Origin of the sequence: Parageobacillus sp. KH3-4, assembly GCF_022846435.1 — a bacterium.
Classification (GTDB): domain Bacteria; phylum Bacillota; class Bacilli; order Bacillales; family Anoxybacillaceae; genus Parageobacillus; species Parageobacillus thermoglucosidasius_A.
In genome coordinates, this window is sequence record NZ_AP025627.1 from 3636391 (window position 1) to 3659477 (window position 23087).

Annotated in this window: 24 protein-coding genes; 7 read left to right on the forward strand and 17 right to left on the reverse strand. The window is 46.7% G+C overall.

The features are described 5' to 3' along the window. The first annotated feature begins 9 nt into the window (after nt 1-9). The 4 genes from MWM02_RS18425 to MWM02_RS18440 all read left to right on the forward strand — a co-directional run bounded on the left by MWM02_RS18425 (nt 10) and on the right by MWM02_RS18440 (nt 4524). Entirely contained in the window at nt 10-1317 is a 1308-nt protein-coding gene (locus MWM02_RS18425) for a four-carbon acid sugar kinase family protein (RefSeq protein ID WP_244402652.1), read from the forward strand. After that, complete coding sequence (pdxA, locus tag MWM02_RS18430; RefSeq protein ID WP_244402653.1) at nt 1314-2309, forward strand: 4-hydroxythreonine-4-phosphate dehydrogenase PdxA; 996 nt, start codon at nt 1314-1316, stop codon at nt 2307-2309. The genes MWM02_RS18425 and pdxA overlap by 4 nt, the downstream gene beginning before the upstream one ends. A gap of 306 nt (nt 2310-2615) precedes the next feature. Beyond that, entirely contained in the window at nt 2616-2780 is a 165-nt protein-coding gene (locus tag MWM02_RS18435; protein ID WP_244402654.1) for a hypothetical protein, read from the forward strand. A gap of 274 nt (nt 2781-3054) precedes the next feature. Next, the gene (locus tag MWM02_RS18440; protein WP_064552924.1) at nt 3055-4524 is read left to right on the forward strand and encodes an alkaline phosphatase family protein; all 1470 of its coding nucleotides are present in this window, start codon (nt 3055-3057) and stop codon (nt 4522-4524) included. 568 nt (nt 4525-5092) lie between these two features. On the opposite strand, the gene galU is transcribed toward MWM02_RS18440, so the two are convergent. Both galU and MWM02_RS18450 read right to left on the reverse strand, forming a co-directional pair. Then, on the reverse strand, nt 5093-5980 hold the full coding sequence (gene galU / locus MWM02_RS18445) for a UTP--glucose-1-phosphate uridylyltransferase GalU (RefSeq protein WP_064552754.1): 888 nt from the start codon (nt 5978-5980) through the stop codon (nt 5093-5095). A 592-nt stretch (nt 5981-6572) separates the two neighbouring features. Continuing rightward, on the reverse strand, nt 6573-7340 hold the full coding sequence (locus MWM02_RS18450) for a tyrosine-protein phosphatase (protein WP_064552755.1): 768 nt from the start codon (nt 7338-7340) through the stop codon (nt 6573-6575). A gap of 238 nt (nt 7341-7578) precedes the next feature. On the opposite strand from MWM02_RS18450, the gene tagU reads away from it, so the two are divergent. Further along, nucleotides 7579-8511, forward strand: coding sequence for a polyisoprenyl-teichoic acid--peptidoglycan teichoic acid transferase TagU (gene tagU / locus MWM02_RS18455; RefSeq protein WP_064552756.1), 933 nt, complete (start codon nt 7579-7581; stop codon nt 8509-8511). 162 nt (nt 8512-8673) lie between these two features. Here tagU and MWM02_RS18460 read toward each other — a convergent pair whose 3' ends face one another. Further along, complete coding sequence (locus MWM02_RS18460; protein WP_064552757.1) at nt 8674-9039, reverse strand: hypothetical protein; 366 nt, start codon at nt 9037-9039, stop codon at nt 8674-8676. Between the two features lie 81 nt (nt 9040-9120). On the opposite strand from MWM02_RS18460, the gene MWM02_RS18465 reads away from it, so the two are divergent. After that, complete coding sequence (locus MWM02_RS18465) at nt 9121-9312, forward strand: hypothetical protein (protein WP_064552758.1); 192 nt, start codon at nt 9121-9123, stop codon at nt 9310-9312. Nucleotides 9313-9499: 187 nt separating this feature from the next. Here the strand turns inward: MWM02_RS18465 and fabZ are convergent, their stop codons facing one another. The 6 genes from fabZ to spoIIID form a co-directional block, all read right to left on the reverse strand. Continuing rightward, the gene (gene fabZ, locus MWM02_RS18470) at nt 9500-9937 is read right to left on the reverse strand and encodes a 3-hydroxyacyl-ACP dehydratase FabZ (protein WP_064552759.1); all 438 of its coding nucleotides are present in this window, start codon (nt 9935-9937) and stop codon (nt 9500-9502) included. 28 nt (nt 9938-9965) lie between these two features. Continuing rightward, the gene (locus MWM02_RS18475; RefSeq protein WP_064552760.1) at nt 9966-10214 is read right to left on the reverse strand and encodes a DNA-directed RNA polymerase subunit beta; all 249 of its coding nucleotides are present in this window, start codon (nt 10212-10214) and stop codon (nt 9966-9968) included. Between the two features lie 13 nt (nt 10215-10227). Next, complete coding sequence (locus tag MWM02_RS18480) at nt 10228-11079, reverse strand: flagellar hook-basal body protein (protein ID WP_064552761.1); 852 nt, start codon at nt 11077-11079, stop codon at nt 10228-10230. Nucleotides 11080-11098: 19 nt separating this feature from the next. Continuing rightward, nucleotides 11099-11923: a flagellar hook-basal body protein gene (locus MWM02_RS18485; RefSeq protein WP_244402655.1), complete on the reverse strand. Its 825-nt coding sequence runs from the start codon at nt 11921-11923 to the stop codon at nt 11099-11101. Nucleotides 11924-12039: 116 nt separating this feature from the next. Continuing rightward, nucleotides 12040-13041: a rod shape-determining protein gene (gene mreB, locus MWM02_RS18490; RefSeq protein WP_064552763.1), complete on the reverse strand. Its 1002-nt coding sequence runs from the start codon at nt 13039-13041 to the stop codon at nt 12040-12042. Between the two features lie 113 nt (nt 13042-13154). After that, the gene (gene spoIIID, locus MWM02_RS18495; RefSeq protein WP_064552764.1) at nt 13155-13418 is read right to left on the reverse strand and encodes a sporulation transcriptional regulator SpoIIID; all 264 of its coding nucleotides are present in this window, start codon (nt 13416-13418) and stop codon (nt 13155-13157) included. 304 nt (nt 13419-13722) lie between these two features. On the opposite strand from spoIIID, the gene MWM02_RS18500 reads away from it, so the two are divergent. Next, nucleotides 13723-14211, forward strand: coding sequence for a BsuPI-related putative proteinase inhibitor (locus MWM02_RS18500; protein WP_064552765.1), 489 nt, complete (start codon nt 13723-13725; stop codon nt 14209-14211). A 201-nt stretch (nt 14212-14412) separates the two neighbouring features. Here MWM02_RS18500 and MWM02_RS18505 read toward each other — a convergent pair whose 3' ends face one another. From MWM02_RS18505 to nuoN, 8 genes are all read right to left on the reverse strand, one after another. Further along, nucleotides 14413-14655: a chromate transporter gene (locus MWM02_RS18505; protein WP_099458911.1), complete on the reverse strand. Its 243-nt coding sequence runs from the start codon at nt 14653-14655 to the stop codon at nt 14413-14415. Nucleotides 14656-14771: 116 nt separating this feature from the next. Further along, nucleotides 14772-16376, reverse strand: a complete 1605-nt coding sequence (locus MWM02_RS18510; protein ID WP_244402656.1) for a gamma-glutamyltransferase family protein — start codon at nt 16374-16376, stop codon at nt 14772-14774. A gap of 139 nt (nt 16377-16515) precedes the next feature. Beyond that, nucleotides 16516-17424: a stage II sporulation protein SpoIIQ gene (gene spoIIQ / locus MWM02_RS18515; protein ID WP_064552767.1), complete on the reverse strand. Its 909-nt coding sequence runs from the start codon at nt 17422-17424 to the stop codon at nt 16516-16518. A gap of 123 nt (nt 17425-17547) precedes the next feature. After that, entirely contained in the window at nt 17548-18576 is a 1029-nt protein-coding gene (gene spoIID, locus MWM02_RS18520) for a stage II sporulation protein D (RefSeq protein ID WP_244402657.1), read from the reverse strand. A 442-nt stretch (nt 18577-19018) separates the two neighbouring features. Next, on the reverse strand, nt 19019-20326 hold the full coding sequence (gene murA / locus MWM02_RS18525; RefSeq protein WP_064552769.1) for a UDP-N-acetylglucosamine 1-carboxyvinyltransferase: 1308 nt from the start codon (nt 20324-20326) through the stop codon (nt 19019-19021). Nucleotides 20327-20357: 31 nt separating this feature from the next. Next, nucleotides 20358-21113, reverse strand: a complete 756-nt coding sequence (locus MWM02_RS18530) for a YwmB family TATA-box binding protein (protein WP_346015924.1) — start codon at nt 21111-21113, stop codon at nt 20358-20360. 128 nt (nt 21114-21241) lie between these two features. Further along, nucleotides 21242-21484 carry a DUF1146 family protein gene (locus MWM02_RS18535; RefSeq protein WP_064552771.1) on the reverse strand — a complete coding sequence of 81 codons (243 nt, stop codon included), beginning with the start codon at nt 21482-21484 and terminating at the stop codon, nt 21242-21244. A 91-nt stretch (nt 21485-21575) separates the two neighbouring features. Next, on the reverse strand, nt 21576-23084 hold the full coding sequence (nuoN, locus tag MWM02_RS18540; protein ID WP_244402658.1) for an NADH-quinone oxidoreductase subunit NuoN: 1509 nt from the start codon (nt 23082-23084) through the stop codon (nt 21576-21578). Nucleotides 23085-23087 lie beyond the last annotated feature (3 nt).

Below are 23087 nucleotides of genomic sequence, written 5' to 3' on the forward strand. Positions count from 1 at the left end.
GGAGACTGGATGAACAAACTAGCAATTATTGCCGATGACTTGACCGGCGCTTCCGATTCCGGGGTACAATTCGCCAGAAAGGGGCTTGTCACGCAGGTCTTGTTTGATCTGACCGGACTGTCTGGCGAGCGGGAAGTAGAGGTAATTGTGGTCGACACCGATAGCCGAGCGCTTCCCGCGCTTGATGCATACCAAAAGGTACAGGATGCAGCGAAAACATTACAAGAGATGGGATTTAACCAACTATACAAAAAAATCGATTCCACCCTTAGAGGAAATATAGGAGCGGAAATCGATGCCATTTATGATGCAATCAAACCGACATTTATGATTATCGCACCAGGTTATCCTAAAAACGGGAGAACCATTTATAAAGGGTATCATTTTTTACACGATACATTGCTACATGAAACAGAATTATCACGAGATCCGAAATGCCCGATAAAAGAATCTTATGTTCCCAGGTTAATTGCCAAGCAGACAGATCGCCCTATAGGGTTGATTGACTATCAAACACTTCGTCTCGGATTTGACAAAGTCAAAGAACAGCTCGATCGCTATCGGGCAAACGGCATTCCTTACATTATTTTTGACTCCTTGAGCGAGGAAGATTTACAGCGCATTGTCCGATACGTGTGCCGCATCAACGAAAAAGTCGTATGGGTCGGTTCGGCAGGCCTTGCCAATTATCTTCCCGAAGCAGAAGCATATCGCCTGCAAAAATCAAAAAAAGCGGCCATGATTGAGCCAAACGAACGGCCCATCCTGCTAGTCGTAGGAAGTGTGAGCCAAGTATCCCGCAGACAGCTCGATCGTGCCCTTTCTTTAAAAAACGTGAAAGGAATACAGGTGGATTCCGTAAAACTCGTAAGCGATAACCAGTCCCGTTATGAGGAAATGGAAAAGGCCTTTCACCAGGCAGAAAACTGGGCAAAACAAGGATACCATATTGCCCTCTATTCCTCTGCTTCACCCAATGAAATAAAACAAGTACAGGCCATAGGTGAAGCCAACGGATGGAGCACTATAGAAATAAGCAATTTCATCGCCCAAAACCTAGGAGAGATCTCCGCTACATTAATTAATAAAGGGTATTTTGGAGCAATGATATTAACGGGTGGCGATACGGCGAAATATGTATGCAATAACATTGGGGCGACAGGGTTTGAATTGTTAGATGAAGTCGAGCCAGGAGTGCCGATAGCGAAACTAATTCATGAATCAAAGATGTATACAGTGACAAAGGCGGGAGCCTTTGGTTCGGAAAATACATTTATTCAAGCCATCCATCAATTACAAGGAGTAGATGTCAAATGAAACCTGTTATCGGAATAACGATGGGAGACGCTGCCGGCATAGGACCAGAGATTATCGTAAAAGCTCTCCAAAACACCTCCATCTATGAACAATGCAACCCTTTAGTGATAGGAGATGCAAAAATACTAGAAAGGGCAACTCGAATTACGAATTCTAGATTGACCATTAACTCTATTTCAAACGTAAAGGAAGCAACTTACCAATACGGCACGATCGATTGCATCGATTTAAATTTGCTTCCCGCTGATTTGCCTTTTGGCCAAGTATCAGCTGCTGCAGGAGATGCCGCATTCCAATTCTTAAAACGCGCAATCGAATTAGCGAAAAACGGGGATATTCAGGCAATTTGTACGGCTCCTTTAAATAAAGAAGCACTGCACAAAGGAGGCCATCTATATCCAGGACACACAGAAATTTTGGCCGATTTAACAGGCACTCAAGATTACGCGATGATGCTGTCTTCTCCGAAACTGAAGGTCATCCATATTACTACCCATGTCGGGCTAATCAAAGCCATTGAAATGATCAATCCGGATCGCACCTACAAAGTCATTAAGCTAGCCCATGAAACGTTAGCAAGAGCAGGAAAAGAAAATCCAAGCATCGCTGTGTGCGGCATTAATCCTCATGCTGGGGAAAATGGACTGTTCGGCAATGGAGAGGAAGAGGAAAAACTCATCCCCGCCATCCGCCAAGCTCAATCGGAAGGAATTAATGTAACTGGACCGTACCCGGCAGATACATTATTTTACCGTGCAGTACGCGGAGATTTTGATATTGTGGTAGCTTGCTACCATGACCAAGGACACGCCCCTATTAAAGTGTTAGGGCTAGAAGCCGGAGTAAACATCACCGTCGGCCTCAAAGGCGGCATCATCCGCACATCTGTCGATCATGGAACAGCCTTTGATATCGCAGGAAAAAATCTAGCGGACGAACGAAGCATGATCGAAGCCATTCGCGTGGCTGTTGAACTTGCTCCGAAAGTTTGAACGCCAACCTTAGCATCATCTAGCATCATTCATCAAAACCTATTGCTTACTATTTTCCAAACCGAACAACGACCAAATCCGACGCTGTCGTAATCAATTATACACGGAATATTCAGTCATTAATATTCACAAACCAGCCGCCCTTGTTGCAGGGCGGCTGGTTTTTCTTAACCCTTCCGCTGCCATCCACGCGCTTTGATGATTGGTTTCATGAATATTCTGTTTTCCATCCGGATATTCTTCATCAATTTTTTTCGATGGGGCGACAAACTACATCGAGATACCCGGAAGCAGCCAGTATGTTCAATGACTGCTTTGCGACCGGTTGCCTTTTCACCTGTTTCCATCCTTTCTTTAACGGAATCGCCTAATTCCAGTTGGCGACAAGCACGCAGCTGCTTATACGGAAAAAAAGCGGGAATGGTGTTACCGTTCATTTTCATCGGCTTAATGGGAATCGATAAACTGTAGCATTTCTTTTTCTGGAAATACGTGAATGTCTTATACGGCGATTTTAGTGCACCTGGATGGCTATCGGTCTCGTGGTCCGCCCCGGAAAAAACAGCAGAATGGCGGGATGCGGCAGCGAATTTGGCTGGAGTTTCTGTAGAGGCGGCCGGTATCCACATTATCATGACGTATTTATCGTTGGATCACCATATTGCTTGTTTCTTTTACCTAAATATTGGTTAATATATAATGATGAAAATGTTTCACGATAAGAAGGAAAAGGATGGATCAAATCATGTCGACATATGCGAACAAGAAACGTGTTATCATGCTTCTTATTGATTCTTTAATGTATCCGCCCTTGGAAAAGGCAGTAAAAGAAGGAAGCGCTCCTGCATTCCAATTTTTCATGGAAAATGGAAAGGTTTTTCCAAACATCGTGAGCCCTTTCCCAACGATGTCTGTAACGGTAGACAGTTCGCTGCTAACAGGTGTGTATGCGAATATTCATAAAATCCCTGGGTTAGTATGGTTTCATGATGAAGAAAAGCGGCTGATCAATTACGGAAGCCACATCAGAGAACTGGTCAAGCTTGGACTCATTCGCTCGCTCAAGGACATTATATACCATATGAACAATCATCATTTAAGCAAAGAAATTAAAACGATTCATGAAGAAATGTCTATGAAAGGAAAAGCAACCGCTTCCATTAATGCTCTTATTTATCGCGGAAATACAGAGCATGATCTAAAATTGCCAAGACTGCTGACGTTTTTCACTTCTTGGAATAAAGAGGCGAAAACAAAAGGAAGCCGACTATTTACATATGGGTCCTTTTCAAAAATCAGTCCTTTAAAACGAAACGGATATTTCTGGCAAAAATTTGGGTTTAATGATCGATTTTCCGTCCAAGAATTAAAATATCTGATTGAAACAGATTCCCTTCCTTCTTTTACCATTGTTTATTTTCCTGATATGGACAAAATCGTCCATAAACATGGCCCGATGGATATAAAGGGAATCTGCAAAGTAGACAAACAGCTGCAAAACATATTGAGCTGCTATGATTCTTGGGAGGAAGCTTTAAAGGGCAATTATTGGATTATCATGGGAGACAACGGCCAGGCTCCGATTGACTCCGATCGGAACAAAGCCTTAATTGATTTAAGAAAATCCCTTCGTTCTTATCAAATCATGGCATTAAAAGATGGGATAAAAGATAGCGATGAGGTTGCGCTTGGGGTGAATGAACGAATGGCCTTTATTTATACATTAAACCCTGAACGTGCGCCACTTCCGGATATCGCGAAAACGTTGCAAAAGGACGACAGAGTGGATGTCATTGCTTGGATGGAAAAAGAATCTGTTCACGTCATATCTGGAGTTCGACAGGGAAAACTGATTTTTCAACCAAATGGACCATTGGTGGACGAGTATGAACAATCGTGGGATATAGCAGGAGATGCAGGCGTTTTGGATCTGACGGTAAAGAACAATCAGATTTTGTATGATGAATATCCGGATGCGCTGTCCCGATTGCACAGCTCGCTCACTTCTCATGGAGGAAATTATCTTGTTGCAAGTGCTAGACCAGGATTTGAATTTATCGGTGAAGGCTCTCCCACTCATGTTGGAGGGGCAAGCCATGGGGGACTTCATAAACAAGATTCGCTAGTGCCGATGATTGTGACTGGCACGGATTCGTCCCCAAAACATTTACGCATTATTGATTTAAAAGATTGGATTTTAACCCTGATTGATTGATGCAGATGGGCCATTCCAGCCTCCCGCTGGCAATACTCCTTTGGCAGGAGGCTCTGTATTTCCTTCACATTTCCACGATGCCTCATATCTTCAAGTGAATATTCCGCTTCCCAGCCCCAGCTCCCTTATCCGTCTGCTTCAAGAAGGTGATAAGGCGTGCCGGGGCGTCGACTGAGTCAAGATTTTGTAGGGATTTTTTCGGGTTAAAAAAGCTTTTTCCTTCTTATGCTAAGCTTTTTCCTTCTTATGCTGCTTTTTACCGCCTATTGCGCTCCATTCTTTTCCTCATTAACTTCCGTGGAATGTAATTCGATCACTTGAAATAATTTCCATATAAGCCCATCCGTTCTTGCAGAACAGACTCAGGACCGGGTGTTTCCAGAATAACAGCAAAAATTAGCAATTGGTAATGCTAACAGTGACAACAGCATATCATAATACGGATAATATTTTATGGTTTTGATTTCTTATTGTATACCGTATTGCATATTCCTTAAAAAATCATCCGCTCGCTGGGGTTACCCCCACTTTCCGTCTCTTCTTCTAATCTATTTATTATAGGAGTCCCTTAAACTTCTTCAAAGCCTGTTTCTCTTTTAAGTGTTTGTTCCATAAATTGAATCAAATCGTCTCTTAATTCCTTATTCTGCAACGCAAACTCAATTGTCGTTTTGATAAATCCGAGCTTTTCGCCGACGTCGTAGCGCTCTCCTTCGAATTCGTAGGCGAAAACTCGTTGGATTTCATTTAGTTTTTGAATTGCATCGGTAAGCTGAATTTCGCCGCCGGCGCCGGCTTCTTGTTTTTCAAGGAATAAGAAGATTTCTGGGGTGAGTACGTATCGCCCCATAATCGCCAAGTTGGACGGCGCGGTGCCTGGCGCTGGCTTTTCAACGAATTGGCGGACTTGGTAGCGGCGTCCGTGCTGTTCAAGCGGATCGATAATGCCATAGCGGTGCGTTTCCTCATCGGGAACCCGTTTGACGCCAATGACCGAGCTGAATGTTTGCTCGTATTGTTCGATGAGCTGTTTTAAGCACGGCGTTTCCGCCTGTACGATGTCATCTCCCAAAAGGACGGCAAACGGCTCGTCTCCGATGAAGTTGCGCGCACACCAGACAGCGTGACCAAGCCCTTTCGGTTCTTTTTGGCGGATGTAGTGAATATCGACTTTCGATGGCTCTTTCACTTTTTCGAGCAGATCCAGTTTTCCTTGTTTCATTAGTATTTGTTCCAGTTCATAGGCGTTGTCGAAATGGTCCTCGATCGCACGTTTTCCTTTCCCTGTGACGATGATAATATCTTCGATGCCAGAGGCAATCGCTTCTTCGACGATGTATTGGATCGTTGGCTTATCGACGATCGGGAGCATTTCTTTCGGCATCGCTTTCGTCGCTGGTAAAAATCTTGTTCCGAGCCCCGCGGCCGGGATGATCGCTTTGCGTACTTTTTTCAACGAAACCCCTCTTTTCTTCTAGATTTTGCGATACGCGCCGACGTATGAGCTATTGATGAATAGAACATACGTCGATGCACATCATAATAAAAATAGCCCCTTGTTGGGACCTAGCTTGGTTTAACCACAAAAACAACGGCTTCATTGGAATAATAAACCAGCTAATTCGCTTCTTCTGTTTTTTAGAAAAAGTTTCATGCGAAGATGCTAGAGATTGCCCCCTGATTTTCCCTTACAACAATACCGCTGTAAATCAATCTTTCCGTGAAATATTTTTTCAAAATCGGTGAAAATCGAGCATCTAACCCGCCCTCATACCACACCCTCGACGACTGGCGTCTAAGGTGATAGGACCGTCATCGTCCCCACCCACGGCATGGCCGAGTGCCTCCATTGATAACGGTAAGGAGACATCACCGGAAATAGGATGTAAACGAGGCCGGTTTATTTCATCCGTTTACACACGCCACCACCGCATGACCTTTCTTCTCCTCATTTTCCGCCGCCGTTTGTGAAAATTAGCAGTCATTCGATAAAATTTTAGAGAAAATGAAAAATATGTTTTATGACGACCATATTATCATAAAACATATTAGAATAAACCTAAAAATTTTTTCCTTTTTATCCGTTCCGGCTCTTCTCGGTAAACTGCCTGCCCGCTGAGAAGAAGTTCAGCGTTTTCTTGAAAGAAGTAGACGGCATTGATGCCGAATTCGTGGTCAATGACATCATACGCTTCCTGCAAGCGGAACGGGCGGCTTGTCGTGTTGTGCGCATCGGAAGCAATGAAATGCGCCAAATTGGCTTCGATCAGCTGCAAGGAAAATTTTTTGATGTTTTTTCCGAAATGCCCTGATACGCTTGCAGCCGTCAATTGCGTCAATACGCCTTTTTTGACAAGCTCATAAAGCCGATCGGGATTTTCGATAATTTCTGCATTGCGTTCTGGATGAGCGATAACTGGAATAAGACCTTTCAATTGCAAATCAACTAACAGTCGATCGGCGTAGCGCGGCACATGGTCGAACGGAAATTCGATTAACAAATACTGGCTGTCTCCTGCTATTGGTAATAATTCCTTTTTTTCAAAACTTTCCAACAAATCGCCATGAATGCGGACTTCCTGACCCGGCAATATGGTGAGCGGGATTCCGTGCCGTTTGATCGCTTCGTTGAATCGCGTTACGGCCGCCATAATCGACTGCTTCGCATTGTCGTATTTTCCGTTTTTATAATGAGGAGTCGCGATGATCGTCGCAATCCCTTCCTTTACCGCTTCACGCGCCATCTCGATGGCGTCAGCAACCGTTTGCGCGCCGTCATCGACACCCGGCAAAATATGGCTATGTATATCGATCATCGCCAACCCTTCCTTATGCTCTATTTCAAAATTCTAAACATCTATTATGTTAACATAGGTCAATGGTTCTAGCAATCGACATTTTTTGTTGAATTTTGCCGAAAAATCTTTTTCTCACCAGTTTACGGCGCCGTTTGGCGAAAATTCTTAGCTTCCTTTTTCTTTCTGTTGTACTACATGGAAAAACGCTCTATAATCTTAATAGTCCGTCGAAATTATAACCAAAGGAAGGTTGTACATGAGAGCGAAACGTCGAAAAAAGAAAAGATGGCTCCGCTGGATTGGTGGGATCGCCGCCGCTCTTCTCGTCGGCGCCGGGATATTCACCTATTCCATTTACCACAACGTGAAACAAACGGCGAAACAAATGTATGAAAATGTCCACTGGAAGTCGGAAAAGCGGGACGAGGAAGTATCGGTCAAAGAGAAAACGCCGATTTCGATTTTGTTAATCGGCGTCGATGAGCGGAAAGGAGACCGCGGCCGCGCCGACTCACTAATCGTCATGACGGTCAATCCGAAGAAAAAGTCAGTGGAAATGGTCAGCGTTCCGCGCGATACACGCACGGAAATCGTCGGAAGAGGGACAAAGGATAAAATTAACCATTCGTACGCGTTTGGTGGCGTGGAAATGACGATGGCGACCGTCGAACATTTTTTGGACATTCCAATTGACTATTATATTAAAGTCAACATGGAAAGCTTCCGCGATATCGTCGATGCCGTCGGCGGCGTGACGGTGGACAACCCGTTCGCGTTCACGTATGAAGGAACGCATTTTCCAAAAGGAAAAATCACGCTGGACGGGGAAAAAGCGCTGAAATATTCACGCATGCGCTACGATGATCCGCGCGGTGATTTTGGCCGACAGGATCGCCAGAAACAAATTATTCAAGCGATCATCGAAAAAGGGGCAAGCTTTTCTTCGCTTGCCAATTACGGTGATGTGTTGACGGCGATCGGGAAAAATATGAAAACGAATTTAACGTTTGACGAAATGAAAGAGATTCAAGCCAACTATAAAGAAGCGCGCCACCACATCGAGCAGCTTTATATTACTGGAAAAGGGAAGATGATTGGCGGGACTTATTACTTGCTTGTCCCGGAAGCAGAAAGACTCGCCGTTTCGAACAAATTAAAAGAGCATTTGGAATTGACAACAACATCGTAACAAAACACATCTTATTGGAAAAATGAAGTGCTATTGTTCAGCAAGTAATTTACCAATTTACTACAATCATCTCATTCAGATTTCTGATTCAGAATAATTCCTGATCTGTCTTTGCCAATATAACAAGGCTGCCTGCGCTGTTGCGAGGCAGCCTTGTTGCGTTTATTCGTCTTTGTTATCTCTGTCGTTTGCGTCTTGCGGGTCTTCGATCGGATCTTCACGATCAGGAACGGCGTCGTTTTCATCGTCGCCAGGCCCGTTGTTAGTGTCGTTTCCCGGCGCTAGCCGATTGTCTTTATTGTCATTGAGGTCGCCGTTATTATTCATATCGTTGTCGGCGTCATCGTTTTGGTTAATGTCATCCGCCGGATTCATATCTTGATCGTTGATGTCGTTTTGATCAACGTTGTTGTTTGGCGGCGGCGGATTTTGGTTGTCGTCGTCGTTATTAGCGTTGCAGCCTGTCGCAACGACAATCGCGACAAAAGCGCCGAACAGCTTAAGCAAAAGCAATTTTTTCTTCGTCATCGTTTTTTCTCCTTTCCGTGAATATTGGTGGCCTTATGTAAAGACCGGTCCTTGCTTATATTTCCCAGAAAGGAGAATTTCATGCATGATTTTACGATTGCTGTGTCATGGTTTGCATTTCTTGCGCGAGGGAACGATACGAGAGGGCTTCTATCATCCGTTCGCAGCACTGTTATTCCCATATCGTTCATCGATATGCCGGGGAATTTTATTCAAAATAAGGAGCTGATCGATGAGGCATTCGAAAGCTTGCCGACAGTTTGTCCAACCTAATTTTGATCTTTCCGAAGTTCTGAAACAGTACGCTGGCGAGCATCGGATTCCAAATTGCCGTTGTCCTTGTTTGATCCAACCGCATTTTTTCATTCACGAAGAATTTGTTCCAGCACCCGCTCTACTGTTTTTCCTCCTTCCCTTAGTCACCTTATCTTTAGTAACCCCCTTTCCAAACGAAAGGGGATCACTCCTCTTTTTTGTCGCCAAGCGCGAACATGATTTCCGCTTCGCAGACAAGTTCGCCGGCAACGGTAGCGACGCCTTTTCCTTTGCCGACAGAGCCTTTTGCGCGGATGATCTCGACTTCGAGTCGGAGCTGGTCACCCGGCTTCACTTGCTTTTTAAAGCGGCAGTTGTCGATGCCAGCGAAGAAAGCGAGGCGGCCGCGGTTTTCTTCCTTTTTCAGCATCGCGACGGCGCCGACTTGCGCCAATGCCTCGACGATTAAGACACCAGGCATGACAGGGTACTCAGGAAAATGCCCGATGAAAAACGGTTCGTTGACGCTCACGTTTTTAATGCCGACGGCGCGCTTTCCGTCTTCGATTTCGAGGATGCGGTCGACTAATAAAAACGGATAGCGATGCGGAATGATCGCCTGAATTTGTTGGCTATCGAGCATAAATCGTCTCCTTTCCGTGTTTGCCGTGTTATTTTTTCTCGACAAAGTCAATGATGTGCTGCCATGTTGATCGTTTAAAAACATCGAGCGGCTTTCCGTCGCCGATCACGCCATAGCCGATCGTCAAGCCAGCGGCAAGGCTGGCGGCCATTAACGCGAGAACAATAAGAAGGCGGAGCCAAATCGGAATGAGGCGGGTGCGCTGAAATCTGCGGCGGCGCGCTGTGCTTGCTTTTTCTTTGTTATGCTCTTTTTCCTCTAGGTGCTGTTCATCCATTATGAGCGTCCCCTTACGATGAACGGATTCCGTTAATTAAACCGAGCATTTGGTCGGAAATCGAGATCGAGCGGGCGTTTAGTTGGTACGAACGCTCGGTGATCATCATGTCGGTCAACTCCGTTCCAAGATCGACGTTCGACTGCTCAAGCGCACCTTGCGTCATACCGATTTGTGCGCGCAAATTGCCAATCATGTTTACCGCCACATCGGCCGCATTGACGTTCAGCGCGTTTAAATTCGGAAGTGCCAATATATTATCGCCGACCGACCGCAGCAACTGCGGACGCAATATCGTCGTCACGCCGATGTTTACTCTTCTCATGATTCGGCCGTCGGGAGCGGTAACGGCAATCGTGCCGTTATTGGAAATCGCGATGTCCTTATAGCCATTAGGGATCCAAATCGGCGCGTTGTTTTCGTCAAGCACTGGATTGCCATCGCTTGTGACAAGCATGAGCATGTTTGGATTTCCGGCAGACGGGGTCAAATGAAACTCGCCAGCTCTTGTGTAGCCAATTTCTTGCGTGCCGTTTTCTCCTTGGATAAGCACGCGGAAAAACTGTCCTTCTTTCGTCAGCGCGACATCTAAAGGACGGTCTGTTTTCATGATCGCCCCTTGCTTGAGTACGATGTTTGTTTCGGCAAGGCGCGCCCCGACGCCGTACCGCAAGCCGTTTGGGGTAAGGCGTGGCGCCTCGTCACGCGGCAAATCCGCAAACTGTTGGGCAAGCAGTTCGCTGAAGTTCGTTTCGCGCCGTTTAAATCCGGTCGTGTTGCTGTTGGCGATGTTGTTGCTAATGACGTCGAGCTGTTGTTGAAGCTGCGCCATCGTATTGGCGGCGGTAATCATTGAACGTAACACGTGCATATCCCCCTACTCGTTATTTGAGCCGGCCGACTTCGTTCACGGCCTTATCCATGCTTTTATCATACGCTTGTACAATTTTTTGGTTCGCTTCAAAAGCGCGGTAGGCAGAGAGCATTTCCGTCATCGCGCGGTTGAGGTCGACGTTGGATCGCTCCACAAATCCCTGTTTGAGCGTGTACGTAATGTTCAGGTTGTTCAGTGCGCTCGGCAAGACGCCGGTATTGCTGCGGAATAAGCCGTTGCCTTCTTTGACAAGCATGTTCGGATTCGCCGCAAAAGCGATGTTGATTCTGGCGATGCGGTTATTGTTCGCGATGATCGTTCCGTCAGCGTTCACGGTGAAATCCTCGCTTGGCAGCTCGATGCGCCGCCCATTTTCATCCAGCACATACCATCCGTCGCTGGTCGTTAAAAAGCCTTGCGGATTCATAGTAAAATTGCCGTTTCTCGTATAGCGAATATCACCGTTTTCGTTTTGCACAACGAAAAACAGCGTTCCCGTAGCATCCGGGAGCGTCCCGTTAATAAGGGCGATGTCGGTCGGCCGCCCCGTTTCTTTGATGTCCCCTTGGCGAAAGTTCGGGATGAGTTCTTGCGTATAAACGCCGGTATTGATCGAGCCAACCGCGGCGCTGAACGGAAATGAACGCGGCGCTTCTTTCGTCGGTACAGTCGTTTCGTCCAAACGAGAAAGAAGCAATTCCGGAAATGCACGCAACGCCGCTTGGTCGGCTTTATATCCAGGCGTATTGGCGTTGGCGATATTGTTTGTCAGCATCTCGACGCGGCGCTGCTGGGCCATCATGCCGCTGGCCGCCGTATAAAATCCTCGCAACAAGGCAGTCACCTCACTTATGGTCACGCATTGCTATCATTTTATTTTCATTATAAGGCATTGGGGCGAAAAGGAATAGGCGCTTTCCCGTCATCCATCCGCTTTGTTCATTGAAAAAGCTACACCGAATTTTGCTTTGGTGCGCGATCAATGTTTTCCAGCATCATTCCCGTTCCGAGCGCAACGCAGTCCATCGGGTTTTCCGCGACCAACACCGGCACTTTCAGTTCTTCGGCAAGCAATTGGTCAATGCCGTGCAACAGCGCGCCGCCGCCGGTTAAAATGACGCCGCGGTCGATAATATCCGCCGACAATTCCGGCGGAGTGCGCTCTAATACACTTTTGGCGGCTTGTACAATCATCGCAACCGATTCGCGCAGCGCCTTTTCAATTTCCGCGGAACGGACCGTGATCGTGCGCGGCAAGCCCGTGACAAGATCGCGGCCCCGAATATCAATTTCCTCATCGCGTGCGCCTGGGAATACAGTTGCAACTTTAATTTTGATCTCTTCCGCGGTTCGTTCTCCGATTAAAAGCTTATATTCCCGCTTAATGTAATTCAAAATTTCCATATCAAACTTGTCCCCAGCCATTTTAATGGAGGAGGCGGTGACAATGTCCCCCATCGAGAGGACAGCGACATCAGTCGTGCCACCGCCAATATCGACCACCATGTTCCCGCACGGCTGGAAAATGTCCATTCCGGCGCCAATGGCCGCTACTTTCGGCTCTTCTTCCAAATATACTTTTTTGCCGCCGCTTTTTTCCGCCGCCTCTTTAATCGCTTTCCGTTCAACGGAGGTCGTATTCGTCGGGCAGCAAATTAAAATGCGCGGTTTGGCGAAAAAACCTTTGACATCAAGCTTGCTTAAAAAATGTTTCAACATGGCTTCTGTAACGTCGAAATCGGCGATTACCCCGTCTTTGAGCGGCCGAATGGCAACGATATTCCCAGGAGTACGCCCTACCATTCGCCTCGCTTCTTCGCCGACAGCCAGCACTTTGTTCGTGTTTTTATCAATGGCGACGACAGACGGTTCATTTAACACGATCCCTTTTCCCTTGACGAAAATGAGTACGTTCGCCGTTCCCAAATCAATTCCAATATCCCTCGAAAACATATATAATCCTCCTTGCCTCTGCCCTCGAATCATTCCTATTTGATTATTTTACCATATCGCATTAAGAGAATGATACTATTTTTGCGACGAAAGGATGACGCAAGGAAGAAAACTTAGTTATTTTTGATGGTTTGTTTTTTATATTTTTTCTTCGTCGCTTCCCCGCCGCGCAAATGGCGAATCGATTTATGATAATCGAGAATTTGTTTGACTTCTTGCGCCAGCTCCGGATTGATCTCTGGAAGCCGCTCTGTCAAATCTTTATGAACCGTACTTTTGGAAACGCCAAATTCTTTCGCGATCACGCGAACGGTTTTCCTCGTCTCCACGATGTACTTCCCAATCTTGATCGTACGCTCTTTGATGTAATCGTGCACACCACTCGCCCTCCCTAAGTTGGATGTGAGGAGTGTGAAATGAGACTCGCCTCGCGTATGATAAAAATTTCTTCTGCTTGTGCATTTTGGAAGCATCTAGAACTTGCGTCCGTGCCGTTATGAACGATCCCCACCTCAAACACTCTCGTTGTTGTTCAATTTGTAACATTTTATTAGACAAATCGGGCATATATACCAGAAATATCAAGGAGGACAAGGATTTTTCATCATTTTTTCGTTTCTTGTAACAAGATGAAAAAGGGGAACGGCTATAATAAACATAGATGAAAGGGGGGAAACGATGATGGGAAAAGGGCGGACGATCGGGCTTGTGAGCATGATCGCGGGAGCGGCAGCCGTTAGCATGCTTTTTACCTCGAACAGCGGAGAGCAACCAAAGGCAAAAGACGATGCTTCGCAAACAAAACCGCAAGCAGAGCGTGGAATTATCGCCGGGACACTTGAGCCGTCATTAACATATGAGAAAAAAGGCAGAAACTACGTAGTCACGTTCACAGTAAAAAACCAAACTGAACGCGTGCAAACGGTGACGTTTACGAGCGGAAAAAAATATGACTACATTTTGTACCGCGACGGGAAAAAAGTGAAGCAGTTCAGCGAAGGAAAACTGTTTACGCAAATTTACGAGGAGCGCCTGTTAAAACAAGGGGAATCGCTCGTTTTTCAGGAAACATTTTCTAATCTACCAAAAGGAAAATACAAGCTCGAGTGGTGGCTTGCGGATAAAAACTGGCCAAACGCCAAAGCGGTGATTACGTTTACAGTGGATTAAACGTGAACAAACCTGCCTTTTCCAACAAGGCAGGTTTCGTTTTTATTTTAGGATAAAAAACGCTCCATTACTAACCATAATGTAATAGCGTAAGCTAAGGTGTATTTTCCATTTTTCCATAACTGAAAATTCGCGACAAGCAGAAATAGCGTAGGCAATATTTCCGCGCTACAGTAGGAAGCCATGAAAAGTCGATCATCATCATCGCGGGCAACACGCGACAGCCGGGCGTATGTAGTTCGTCATCTGCTTTACTTTTGGAGAATCTTTAAATTTATATACAAGTTGCAGCAAAGCAATCATGGCCGCAAGCGAAGGGGCGACAGAAGCAAACATTCCGGTCCCTCCTTGCTGGTAGCTGATATAGCCAGCAAGTTTTGTCGCGCTCGGTCCGGGAAGGGCGTTCGCCAGCGCTAATATGTCCGCGAACTCATAATCGCTCATTCATTTATACCGTTTGGCGACTTCTTGATGAACAAGGGGAAGCGCCGACGGACCTCCCCCGTATGTATCCAAAAAAAGCGAGAAATAATTGAAGTTGGTTCATGTGTTTCATCCCCTTACCATGCTGCGATCGTTCCATCGGTGCGCGGTTCCGTTCCGCCGATGAGCACTCCGGTGTTCGGATCGCGCCAAATAATTTGACCGCGCCCGAATGTTCCCGCATCAAGGGAAACATGGATCTCGTGCCCTTTTCGTGCCAGCGCTTGGGCGATATGATGAGGAAAATGATGTTCGACGAGCACTTTTTTGCCTTCCACCCATTGCCATCTTGGCGCATCGAGCGCCGCTTGCGGATTGAGATGGAAGTCGATCGTGTTCATCACGACTTGCAAATGCCCTTGCGGCTGCATGAACCCGCCCATGACGCCGAACGGCCCAACCGGCTCGTTTCCTTTTGTTAAAAACCCCGGAATGATCGTATGGTATGGTTTTTTCCGCGGCGCCAACCTGTTGACATGATTTTCATCAAAGGAGAAATTATGCCCGCGGTTTTGCAGGGCGATGCCGGTGTCCGGCACAACTAATCCCGAGCCAAACCCCATGTAGTTGCTTTGAATGAAAGACACCATATTGCCGTCGCCGTCCGCTGCCGCCAAATAAACCGTGCCGCCTTTTGGCGGCGTTCCCGGCTTTGGAAGCAATGCTTCTTTGCCAATCAGCGACCGCCTCATTTCAGCAAACGGCTCGGACAGCAATTCCTCGACACGATGCTCCATATGCTTGCGGTCCGTAATATACGCCTGTCCGTCAGCAAACGCCAGTTTCATCGCCTCGATTTGCCGGTGGTATGTCTCGGTCGTCGGCGCTTCCGGAACGGCAAACCCTTTCATGATGTTCAATGCCATTAACGCGACAAGCCCTTGGCCGTTCGGCGGAATTTCCCATACATCATAACCGCGATAATGAACGGAAATCGGTTCGACCCATTCTACTTCGTATTCCGCTAAATCGTCGATATCCAAAAAGCCGTTGTATTTTTTAGAGTACGCCGCAATTTTTTCCGCCAATTCCCCACGATAAAAACTTTCCGCATTCGTTTCCGCGATTAAGCGAAGCGTTTCCGCGTGCGCTTTGGACGCCCATATTTCCCCGATTTTCGGCGCGCGCCCGTTTGGCGCGAACGTCGCAAACCAACTGGAAAACTCCAGGCCTTTTAACACTTTTTGATACGTTTGAAATGCGGCCTGCCAGTACTTCCCTAACGTTGGTGACACCGGATAGCCGTTTTCCGCGTATTCTATCGCCGGCTTTAGCACTTCGATCAGCGGCAGCTTCCCGAATCGCTTCGACAGCGCCGCCCAAGCCGCCGGCGCGCCGGGAACGGTAACCGGAATCCAGCCGTGTTTTGGAATTTCGGTATATCCCCGCTCTCTTACCGCTTCGATCGAAATCGACTTTGGCGAATAGCCGCTGGCATTTAATCCATACAGCTTGCCATTTGTCCAGACAATCGCGAACGCGTCGCCGCCGATGCCGTTCGAGGTTGGCTCTACCACCGTCAGGCAGGCGGCGGTCGCAATCGCCGCGTCAATAGCATTTCCGCCTTTTTTTAGCATCTCCAAACCAGCCTGCGCCGCCAGCGGCTGTGACGCCGCCACCATTCCGTTCGCCGCGAACGTCGTCATCCGCCGCGACGGATATGGATAATGCAAGTAGTCCATCGCATTCCCCTCCCTTGCGCTAGTTCATATATCGCTATATTTATTCGCTTTCCGAAACATTTTTTCCTTTTCCGTTTTTCGTAAAAAAATCGCCCGCTTCCCTCCTTCTCGATTAAGGAAGAAAACAGGCGATCGTTCATCACGCTCTTGCCATGCCAATCGAGGCATCCGGCGTTTTGTAAGATTGTTCATCGCTTGGCGTCGTTGCGTCTTCATCGGTTGGCTGCTCCACTGATGGCGCTTCTTCATTCAACTGGCTTTGTTCATCAGATGAAGATGGTTCGTTTTCTTTCGTTTGTTCATCGGTGGACGCTGCATCGTTTTGTTCAGGCTCGGTTTCATTTCCGGTTTTTTGCTTCGTTAGGGCAGTGAGCGGTTTGTCAATGTAATCAATCGGGTTGACCGGCTTATCGTCTTTGCGGATTTCAAAGTGCGCATGAATACCTGCTTCTTGGTTAAATTGGCTTTGTCCCGCTTTTCCGATCACTTCCCCTTGTTTTACCTCATCGCCGGCTTTCACTTTCGCGTCAGCAAGTGATTGGTAAACGGTGACAACGCCGTTTCCATGGTCGATTTCGACGACATGACCTAAAATCGGGTCTTTTTCCGCTTTTGTTACCGTGCCGCTTAATGAAGCGGTGACATCAAACGTTTTGCCGTCTTTCCGCACGATATCGATTCCGCGGTTTGGATGATACGTATGATCATAAAAGACGAGAGCTGCTTCCTGTTCTTCTTCGGACGCGTTGTAATCGTAGAACGGTGTTTTGATTTCCACGGAATTTGGATCAAGAACCGGCATCGCAAAGTTTTCCACCGCTTCGTTCACTGGAACGGCCGGCTCGTTTTGCCGCGACATGCCCGTTTGGCCGTATCTGTACTCGTCTTTTCTAGGTTTTTCATCTTGCTTGTTTTGGAACCAAAACGCTCCTGCCAAAACGAGAGCGGCACATGTTAAATAAATCGCCGGAAATACCCAACGCTTTCTGAACAAACGATGCAAACTTAGTTTTTTTGGAGAAATTTGTTTCTTTTCTTCCTCTTTCATGTTCATCACCTCAGCAACCATTTTGAACAGAAAGAGGAAAATATATACGCGCAAAAATAATTTTTTTCGTTTATTTTTTGAAAAAACGAACCATTTTATACAAAAAAACAGAGGCGCCTGCCTCTATTTTTTCACGGTCAGCTGATTTAAAAAAGCGGTCGCGGAGGAAATGTCGACACCCCGGTAATAATATTTGACGATTTGGTCGTACGTCTTCCCTTGTTTCGCCATGAAATTGGCGCCGTATTGGCTCATGCCGACGCCATGCCCGTATCCTTTTGTCGTAATGACGATCTCATCGCCTTTTCTCACCCACGTGAAATCGGTCGATGTTAAACCTAATTTTTCCCGTACTTCCCTTCCTTTTATTTTTTTTCCGTTAATCTCCACAACATCGACGCGCTTTCCCGGCGTGCGTGATAGAACGATACCGACAGAACCGTCTTTCGGAAGATTGACTCCTAGCTTTCGTTCAAATTCGGCGACCGACATTACTTTTCGGTGGTAAAATTTCGGCGATTGTTCATCCCACGGGCTAGCGACGCTTTTCAAATACGGGAATTCGTTTTCCCAATACGCTTCGGAATTTTCGGTAAAACCGTTGCTTGTCGAAAAAAACGACGCTTCAATCGGCCGATTGCCGTATGTTAAAATTTGCCCGCGCGTCGCCTGCACCGCTTCCGTAATCTTCTTTATTTTCCATTCATAATCGCTGCCCCATAGACGTTTCAATTCATCATCGCTATAATACACTTGATGCATGACGGTATCGGTTACATTCGCCCCTTTTGGGAGGCTGATTGGCTGATCGTTTAATAATTGCTTGACAATGTACGTTCTGGCGGTAAGCGCTTGTGCCTTCAATGCTTCTAGTTCAAATTCGGCCGGCATTTCCGCCGCGACGACGCCGACGACATATTGTTCGAGTGGAATCCGCTCGATCCGCCTTTCTTTACTGCGGTATACTGCCACTTCCACATCCGGTCCGTTTTCCTTCGCTTTTGCGCTTTGCGCTGCCCCTCGCTCGCGAAGCTCTTCAGCCAAATTCCCCATTTCGCGGTCGTTGAATGGAACAACTAATACCGTTGGAATGAGCAATACGACGACAAATAAAAAGGAAAGAAGCACGATAAGTGGTTTTATCCGTTTCATATAGCCCGAGCCTCCAATATGAATTTTTCGTGCACAAGCTTCAACCAGTTCCCTATTCGCGTACGCTTGCGCCTTAGGAGGCGCTGCGTTGCTTCGTTATATAGTTATGGGCTCGGACAAGTATATATGACAACTTCTTTTTGCATCAAGCATTCTTCCGCCGCGCGCAAGCATGGGAGAACGATGATAGATTGAGGTGCGGGGATTTGTGTAAAAAGAAACGGCAAAAAGCGGTTTTATTTTCCAGAAACTTAAGTGCACCGAACTAGGAGCGAAATTTTACCCAATAAAAAAACGTAAACGATTCATGCGTTTTCCGCCTTTTTTGCACTTGCAAAACAGAAAGCGCCCAGATAATGCGGCAACAACACATTTCTTTTGCAAATGTTAAAAAATAAAAACGACCATTCACTACGTATGTAGTTGACGGTCGTTTTTATTCTTATGCGTTGAGATCCTTCACTTTTACGCTCTCCACCGCCGCTTCGCTTTCATCATTGACGCGCACGATGTCGGCACCGAGCGCCGCCAATTTCTCATGAAAGCGAACATATCCGCGGTCGAGATGTCGGAGTTCGGTCACGCGCGTGTAGCCTTCCGCCGCCAAGCCGGCTAAAATCAACGCCGCCGCGGCCCGCAAATCCGTCGCAGCCACTTCCGCGCCTTGCAAATTACAAGGACCGTTAATAATGACAGAACGGCCTTCGATTTTAATATCCGCGTTCATGCGACGAAATTCTTCGACATGCATAAAGCGGTTTTCAAACACCGTTTCTGTCACCATGCTCGTTCCTTCTGCCTTTAGCAACAGCGCCATCATTTGCGATTGCATGTCGGTTGGAAATCCTGGATACGGCATCGTTTTAATATCCACCGCTTTTAATTTTTCTGGACCGATTACCCGCAATCCATTTTTTTCTTCGATAATGGTGACACCCATTTCTTCCATTTTGGCAATTAAGGAACTTAAATGTTCCGGAACAGCACCTTGTATTAAGACGTTTCCTCCTGTAATTGCCGCCGCAACCATAAACGTGCCTGCTTCAATGCGATCAGGAATGACTGTATGAGAGGTCCCAGTCAACTCGTCTACTCCTTCGATGCGAATCGTGCCGGTCCCAGCCCCGCGCACTTTCGCTCCCATCGCGTTTAAAAAGTTGGCTAAGTCGACGATTTCCGGTTCTTTCGCGCAGTTTTCAATGACGGTGGTGCCTTCCGCTAAAACCGCCGCCATCATAATATTTTCTGTTGCCCCAACGCTTGGAAAATCTAAATAAATTTTCGCGCCTCGCAATTTTCCTTTTACTTCAGCATCAATAAATCCGTTGCCGACTTTCACGGAAGCCCCCATCGCTTCAAATCCTTTTAAATGTTGGTCAATTGGGCGCGAACCGATCGCACAGCCTCCAGGTAGCGCGACGCGGGCCCGACCGTTTCTGGCGAGCAACGACCCCATCACAAGAACGGAAGCCCGCATTTTTCGCACATATTCAAACGGCGCTTCCAATTTTAAATCTTGTGACGCGTCGACAGTAATTGTGTTTCCTACTATCTTTACATCTGCGCCTAAATAGCGCAACACTTCGCTGATTGTATATACATCGGAAAGAGCAGGCACATCATGAATAATACTTTTTCCTTTACTGGCTAATAGCGTTGCGGCGATTACAGGCAAAACGGCATTTTTCGCTCCTTCCACTTTCACGGTGCCGCTCAACCGTTTTCCGCCACGGACGATGATCTTTTCCAAGGTATTCCCCTCCGCGTCCAATTTCTCTATATTAATATTCAATCGTAATGATTGGGGTTCCTACGACGATAGAGGTCTTCCCGCCCAATCTTTCTCGCAATGCAAGTTGAATGTTCATTGGATGATCATTAGTTAGAAGAACGCTTTCCCACTGCTCAGTATATGCAGACAAGGAAACGAGTGACTCTTCCTGTAATGACTCGACTGGCGTTGCTTGAAATTCACGTAAAAGATGTAAAGCATTATGGAACAAACCACCTTTCATATTACCACTGAATTCCCCATTCATACAAGTGAAAAATGTAGGCTGCTTCACAAATAATTGATTCGATTTTTTCTCTATCGCTTTAGTCGCTTCTTCCCCTATCTTTTCGCTCCAATGTAGTCCTTTGACTTCATAGAGAATATACGTTTGGGGCTTGTCTTTTGTGGCGGTCATGATGAGTTGAATTTTTTCTTGAAAAAAGGGGCGTTTATATATGCCCGTTGCTTTTTTCATATGGCGGGCTACCTCGAAAGACCAGCGAAAAGCGTGGTTCTCCCTCTTTAGTTCATCTAGCTTTTGAAAAAAGGCCGCATCATTTTGAATTTGCCGGGAATACTCTCTTGTGTAAACGGTCCATTGTTTCGGCTCGATTCCATTGTTGTGAAAAACACGCGCGATCGTTCGCAATGTCTGAAGGGATTCGTTCCCCGCCGCTTCTCCGGATGAATATCGGCACGTTCCAACGACCATAATAAATAACAACACCAATAAAAAAATGAAGGGATGCGCTTGTTTTTTCATATCCGTTTCACTTCCTCTCCTTAACTGTTATTGTTGCCAGATCGGAAGTGAACATACATAAAAAAAATCGACAAAAACAAAAATGAAAACGCTTTCTATAAAACGTGGAAAAAGCGAGTAATATGGCATTACTCGCCGCCAAACAAAAACGGAAGCTGTTTTGACCATGATAGATAGTCGAGAAAAAAGTTGGCGACCGTTGAACCGATCATGATCGTTAATAAAATGTAAAGCAGTCGTCCTTGAAATACGCGATTTGGCCTTAATATCGCTTCAAGGCGTACTCCTTGCAGCGTCCACCATGTAATCGCGATAAACACGAGATGGACAATGATGCTGACTAACGCTTGTTGACCGAGCATGGGCATCATCGTTTTCGCTCCTTTCTTTTGATTCGCAGCGATATGTTGCGATCTACTCACAAATAGAAGAAGGGGGAAATCCCCCTTCTTTATTGTAACGTTATTGAAGAAAATCGCCAAAATGCTCGAATTGTCCGAGAAAATGATAAGCCAGCCCCGGAACGATGCCGAACAGCAACGTTCCAAGCGCGCAAACGGCGACAACGAGCGCCAGCCCAATCGGCAGTCTCAACGATGACGTTTCAGCGGCGGGACGGAAAAAGATTTGCGCAAAAATACCGAAATAGTATACATACGATATAACGGTTGTGGCGATCATCACCGCCGCAAGCACATAGTGGCCCGGCTCAGTCATGAGCGCCCCGAGGAAAATGTTCCATTTTGCAATGAAGCCGGCCGTACCGGGAATGCCGGCAAGCGACAGCAAGAAAACTCCCATCGCAACAGCAAGAAGCGGGTTTCGCTGATAAAGGCCGGCGAAGCGGCTGATATCGTCAGAATCAGTTTCATCAGACATTCGCTGTAATATCGCAAACGCGCCAAGATTCATCAGCAAATACGCCAGCAAATAAAACCAAATCGAATCGATCATCACCCATGACATCGCGGCGAACCCGACAAGAACGTTCCCGGCGTGGGCAATGCTCGAATATGCCAACAGCCGCTTCACGCTCCGCTGCTTTAAGGCAACGGTATTCCCCACGATCATCGTCACGCCGGCTAAAAAGGCAATATAATCTTGCATCGACAATAACATCGATGACGGATCTTTTCCTCGCGCCGGCGCCGTGGCAAAAATCGTGATAAACAGCCGCAAGACGATGGCAAAGCCCGCCGTTTTGGAAACGACGCTTAAAAACGCGGTAACTGGGGTCGGTGCTCCTTGATAGACGTCCGGTGTCCACATATGGAACGGCACAGTCGAAATTTTAAACGCTAAACTGACCAAAAGCAGCAAGAACGCAAGCGCCAAAATATACTGGTATCCGCCATCGGTTAACTTCTGTGCTTCCACAGCGATTTCTTTTATATTCGTCGTGCCTGTTAATCCAAAAATATAGCTCATCCCAAACAGCGCCATCGCCGTCGAAATACCGCCGTTAATGACATATTTCAGCGCCGCTTCATTCGCCTGCGCCGACGTTTTCCGCAATCCTACCAAGATGTACGAGGAAATTGACAATAACTCCAGCCCGACAAATAAAGCGATCAAGTCGCCGCTGGATGTCACGATCATCGCCCCGAGCAACGCGCAGAGCATTAAATAGGAAAATTCGCCGCGGTGTTTTAATCCTTCTTTGGGACGATAATCAAACGCAAGCAACAGCGAAAGCGCTCCTCCCGCTAATAAAAGCAGCTTAAAAGCTTTGCCGAACGCGTCCAAGCGAAACGTATCGTACAAAATCGACGCCGTTTTCGCCGGAATGAGCCCGATTGTCGCGATCAAAGCAATGACAACTCCGATAAAGGCGATCCATGCAAGCGGACGGCGGTCTTTGTCATCTGGCATCAACAAGTCGACAAGCGAGAGAATGAGCGCCGTTCCAACAATGATCAACTCCGGCGTCATCACGCTCCATTCGTACTGCATTAACGTATGCATGCTCATGTC

Excerpts from the sequence above, each read along its gene's own strand:
- nuoN (WP_244402658.1), bottom strand. The coding sequence starts at position 23,084 with ATGAGCATGCATACGTTAATGCAGTACGAATGGAGCGTGATGACGCCG.
- MWM02_RS18460 (WP_064552757.1), bottom strand. The coding sequence starts at position 9,039 with ATGACGAAGAAAAAATTGCTTTTGCTTAAGCTGTTCGGCGCTTTTGTC.
- MWM02_RS18500 (WP_064552765.1), top strand. The coding sequence starts at position 13,723 with ATGGGAAAAGGGCGGACGATCGGGCTTGTGAGCATGATCGCGGGAGCG.
- spoIIQ (WP_064552767.1), bottom strand. The coding sequence starts at position 17,424 with ATGAAAGAGGAAGAAAAGAAACAAATTTCTCCAAAAAAACTAAGTTTG.
- MWM02_RS18465 (WP_064552758.1), top strand. The coding sequence starts at position 9,121 with ATGCATGATTTTACGATTGCTGTGTCATGGTTTGCATTTCTTGCGCGA.
- MWM02_RS18505 (WP_099458911.1), bottom strand. The coding sequence starts at position 14,655 with ATGAGCGATTATGAGTTCGCGGACATATTAGCGCTGGCGAACGCCCTT.
- MWM02_RS18435 (WP_244402654.1), top strand. The coding sequence starts at position 2,616 with ATGACTGCTTTGCGACCGGTTGCCTTTTCACCTGTTTCCATCCTTTCT.
- pdxA (WP_244402653.1), top strand. The coding sequence starts at position 1,314 with ATGAAACCTGTTATCGGAATAACGATGGGAGACGCTGCCGGCATAGGA.
- MWM02_RS18475 (WP_064552760.1), bottom strand. The coding sequence starts at position 10,214 with ATGGATGAACAGCACCTAGAGGAAAAAGAGCATAACAAAGAAAAAGCA.
- mreB (WP_064552763.1), bottom strand. The coding sequence starts at position 13,041 with ATGTTTTCGAGGGATATTGGAATTGATTTGGGAACGGCGAACGTACTC.
- MWM02_RS18510 (WP_244402656.1), bottom strand. The coding sequence starts at position 16,376 with ATGGACTACTTGCATTATCCATATCCGTCGCGGCGGATGACGACGTTC.
- MWM02_RS18425 (WP_244402652.1), top strand. The coding sequence starts at position 10 with ATGAACAAACTAGCAATTATTGCCGATGACTTGACCGGCGCTTCCGAT.
- MWM02_RS18535 (WP_064552771.1), bottom strand. The coding sequence starts at position 21,484 with ATGATGCCCATGCTCGGTCAACAAGCGTTAGTCAGCATCATTGTCCAT.
- MWM02_RS18440 (WP_064552924.1), top strand. The coding sequence starts at position 3,055 with ATGTCGACATATGCGAACAAGAAACGTGTTATCATGCTTCTTATTGAT.
- tagU (WP_064552756.1), top strand. The coding sequence starts at position 7,579 with ATGAGAGCGAAACGTCGAAAAAAGAAAAGATGGCTCCGCTGGATTGGT.
- MWM02_RS18450 (WP_064552755.1), bottom strand. The coding sequence starts at position 7,340 with ATGATCGATATACATAGCCATATTTTGCCGGGTGTCGATGACGGCGCG.
- spoIID (WP_244402657.1), bottom strand. The coding sequence starts at position 18,576 with ATGAAACGGATAAAACCACTTATCGTGCTTCTTTCCTTTTTATTTGTC.
- MWM02_RS18530 (WP_346015924.1), bottom strand. The coding sequence starts at position 21,113 with ATGAAAAAACAAGCGCATCCCTTCATTTTTTTATTGGTGTTGTTATTT.
- fabZ (WP_064552759.1), bottom strand. The coding sequence starts at position 9,937 with ATGCTCGATAGCCAACAAATTCAGGCGATCATTCCGCATCGCTATCCG.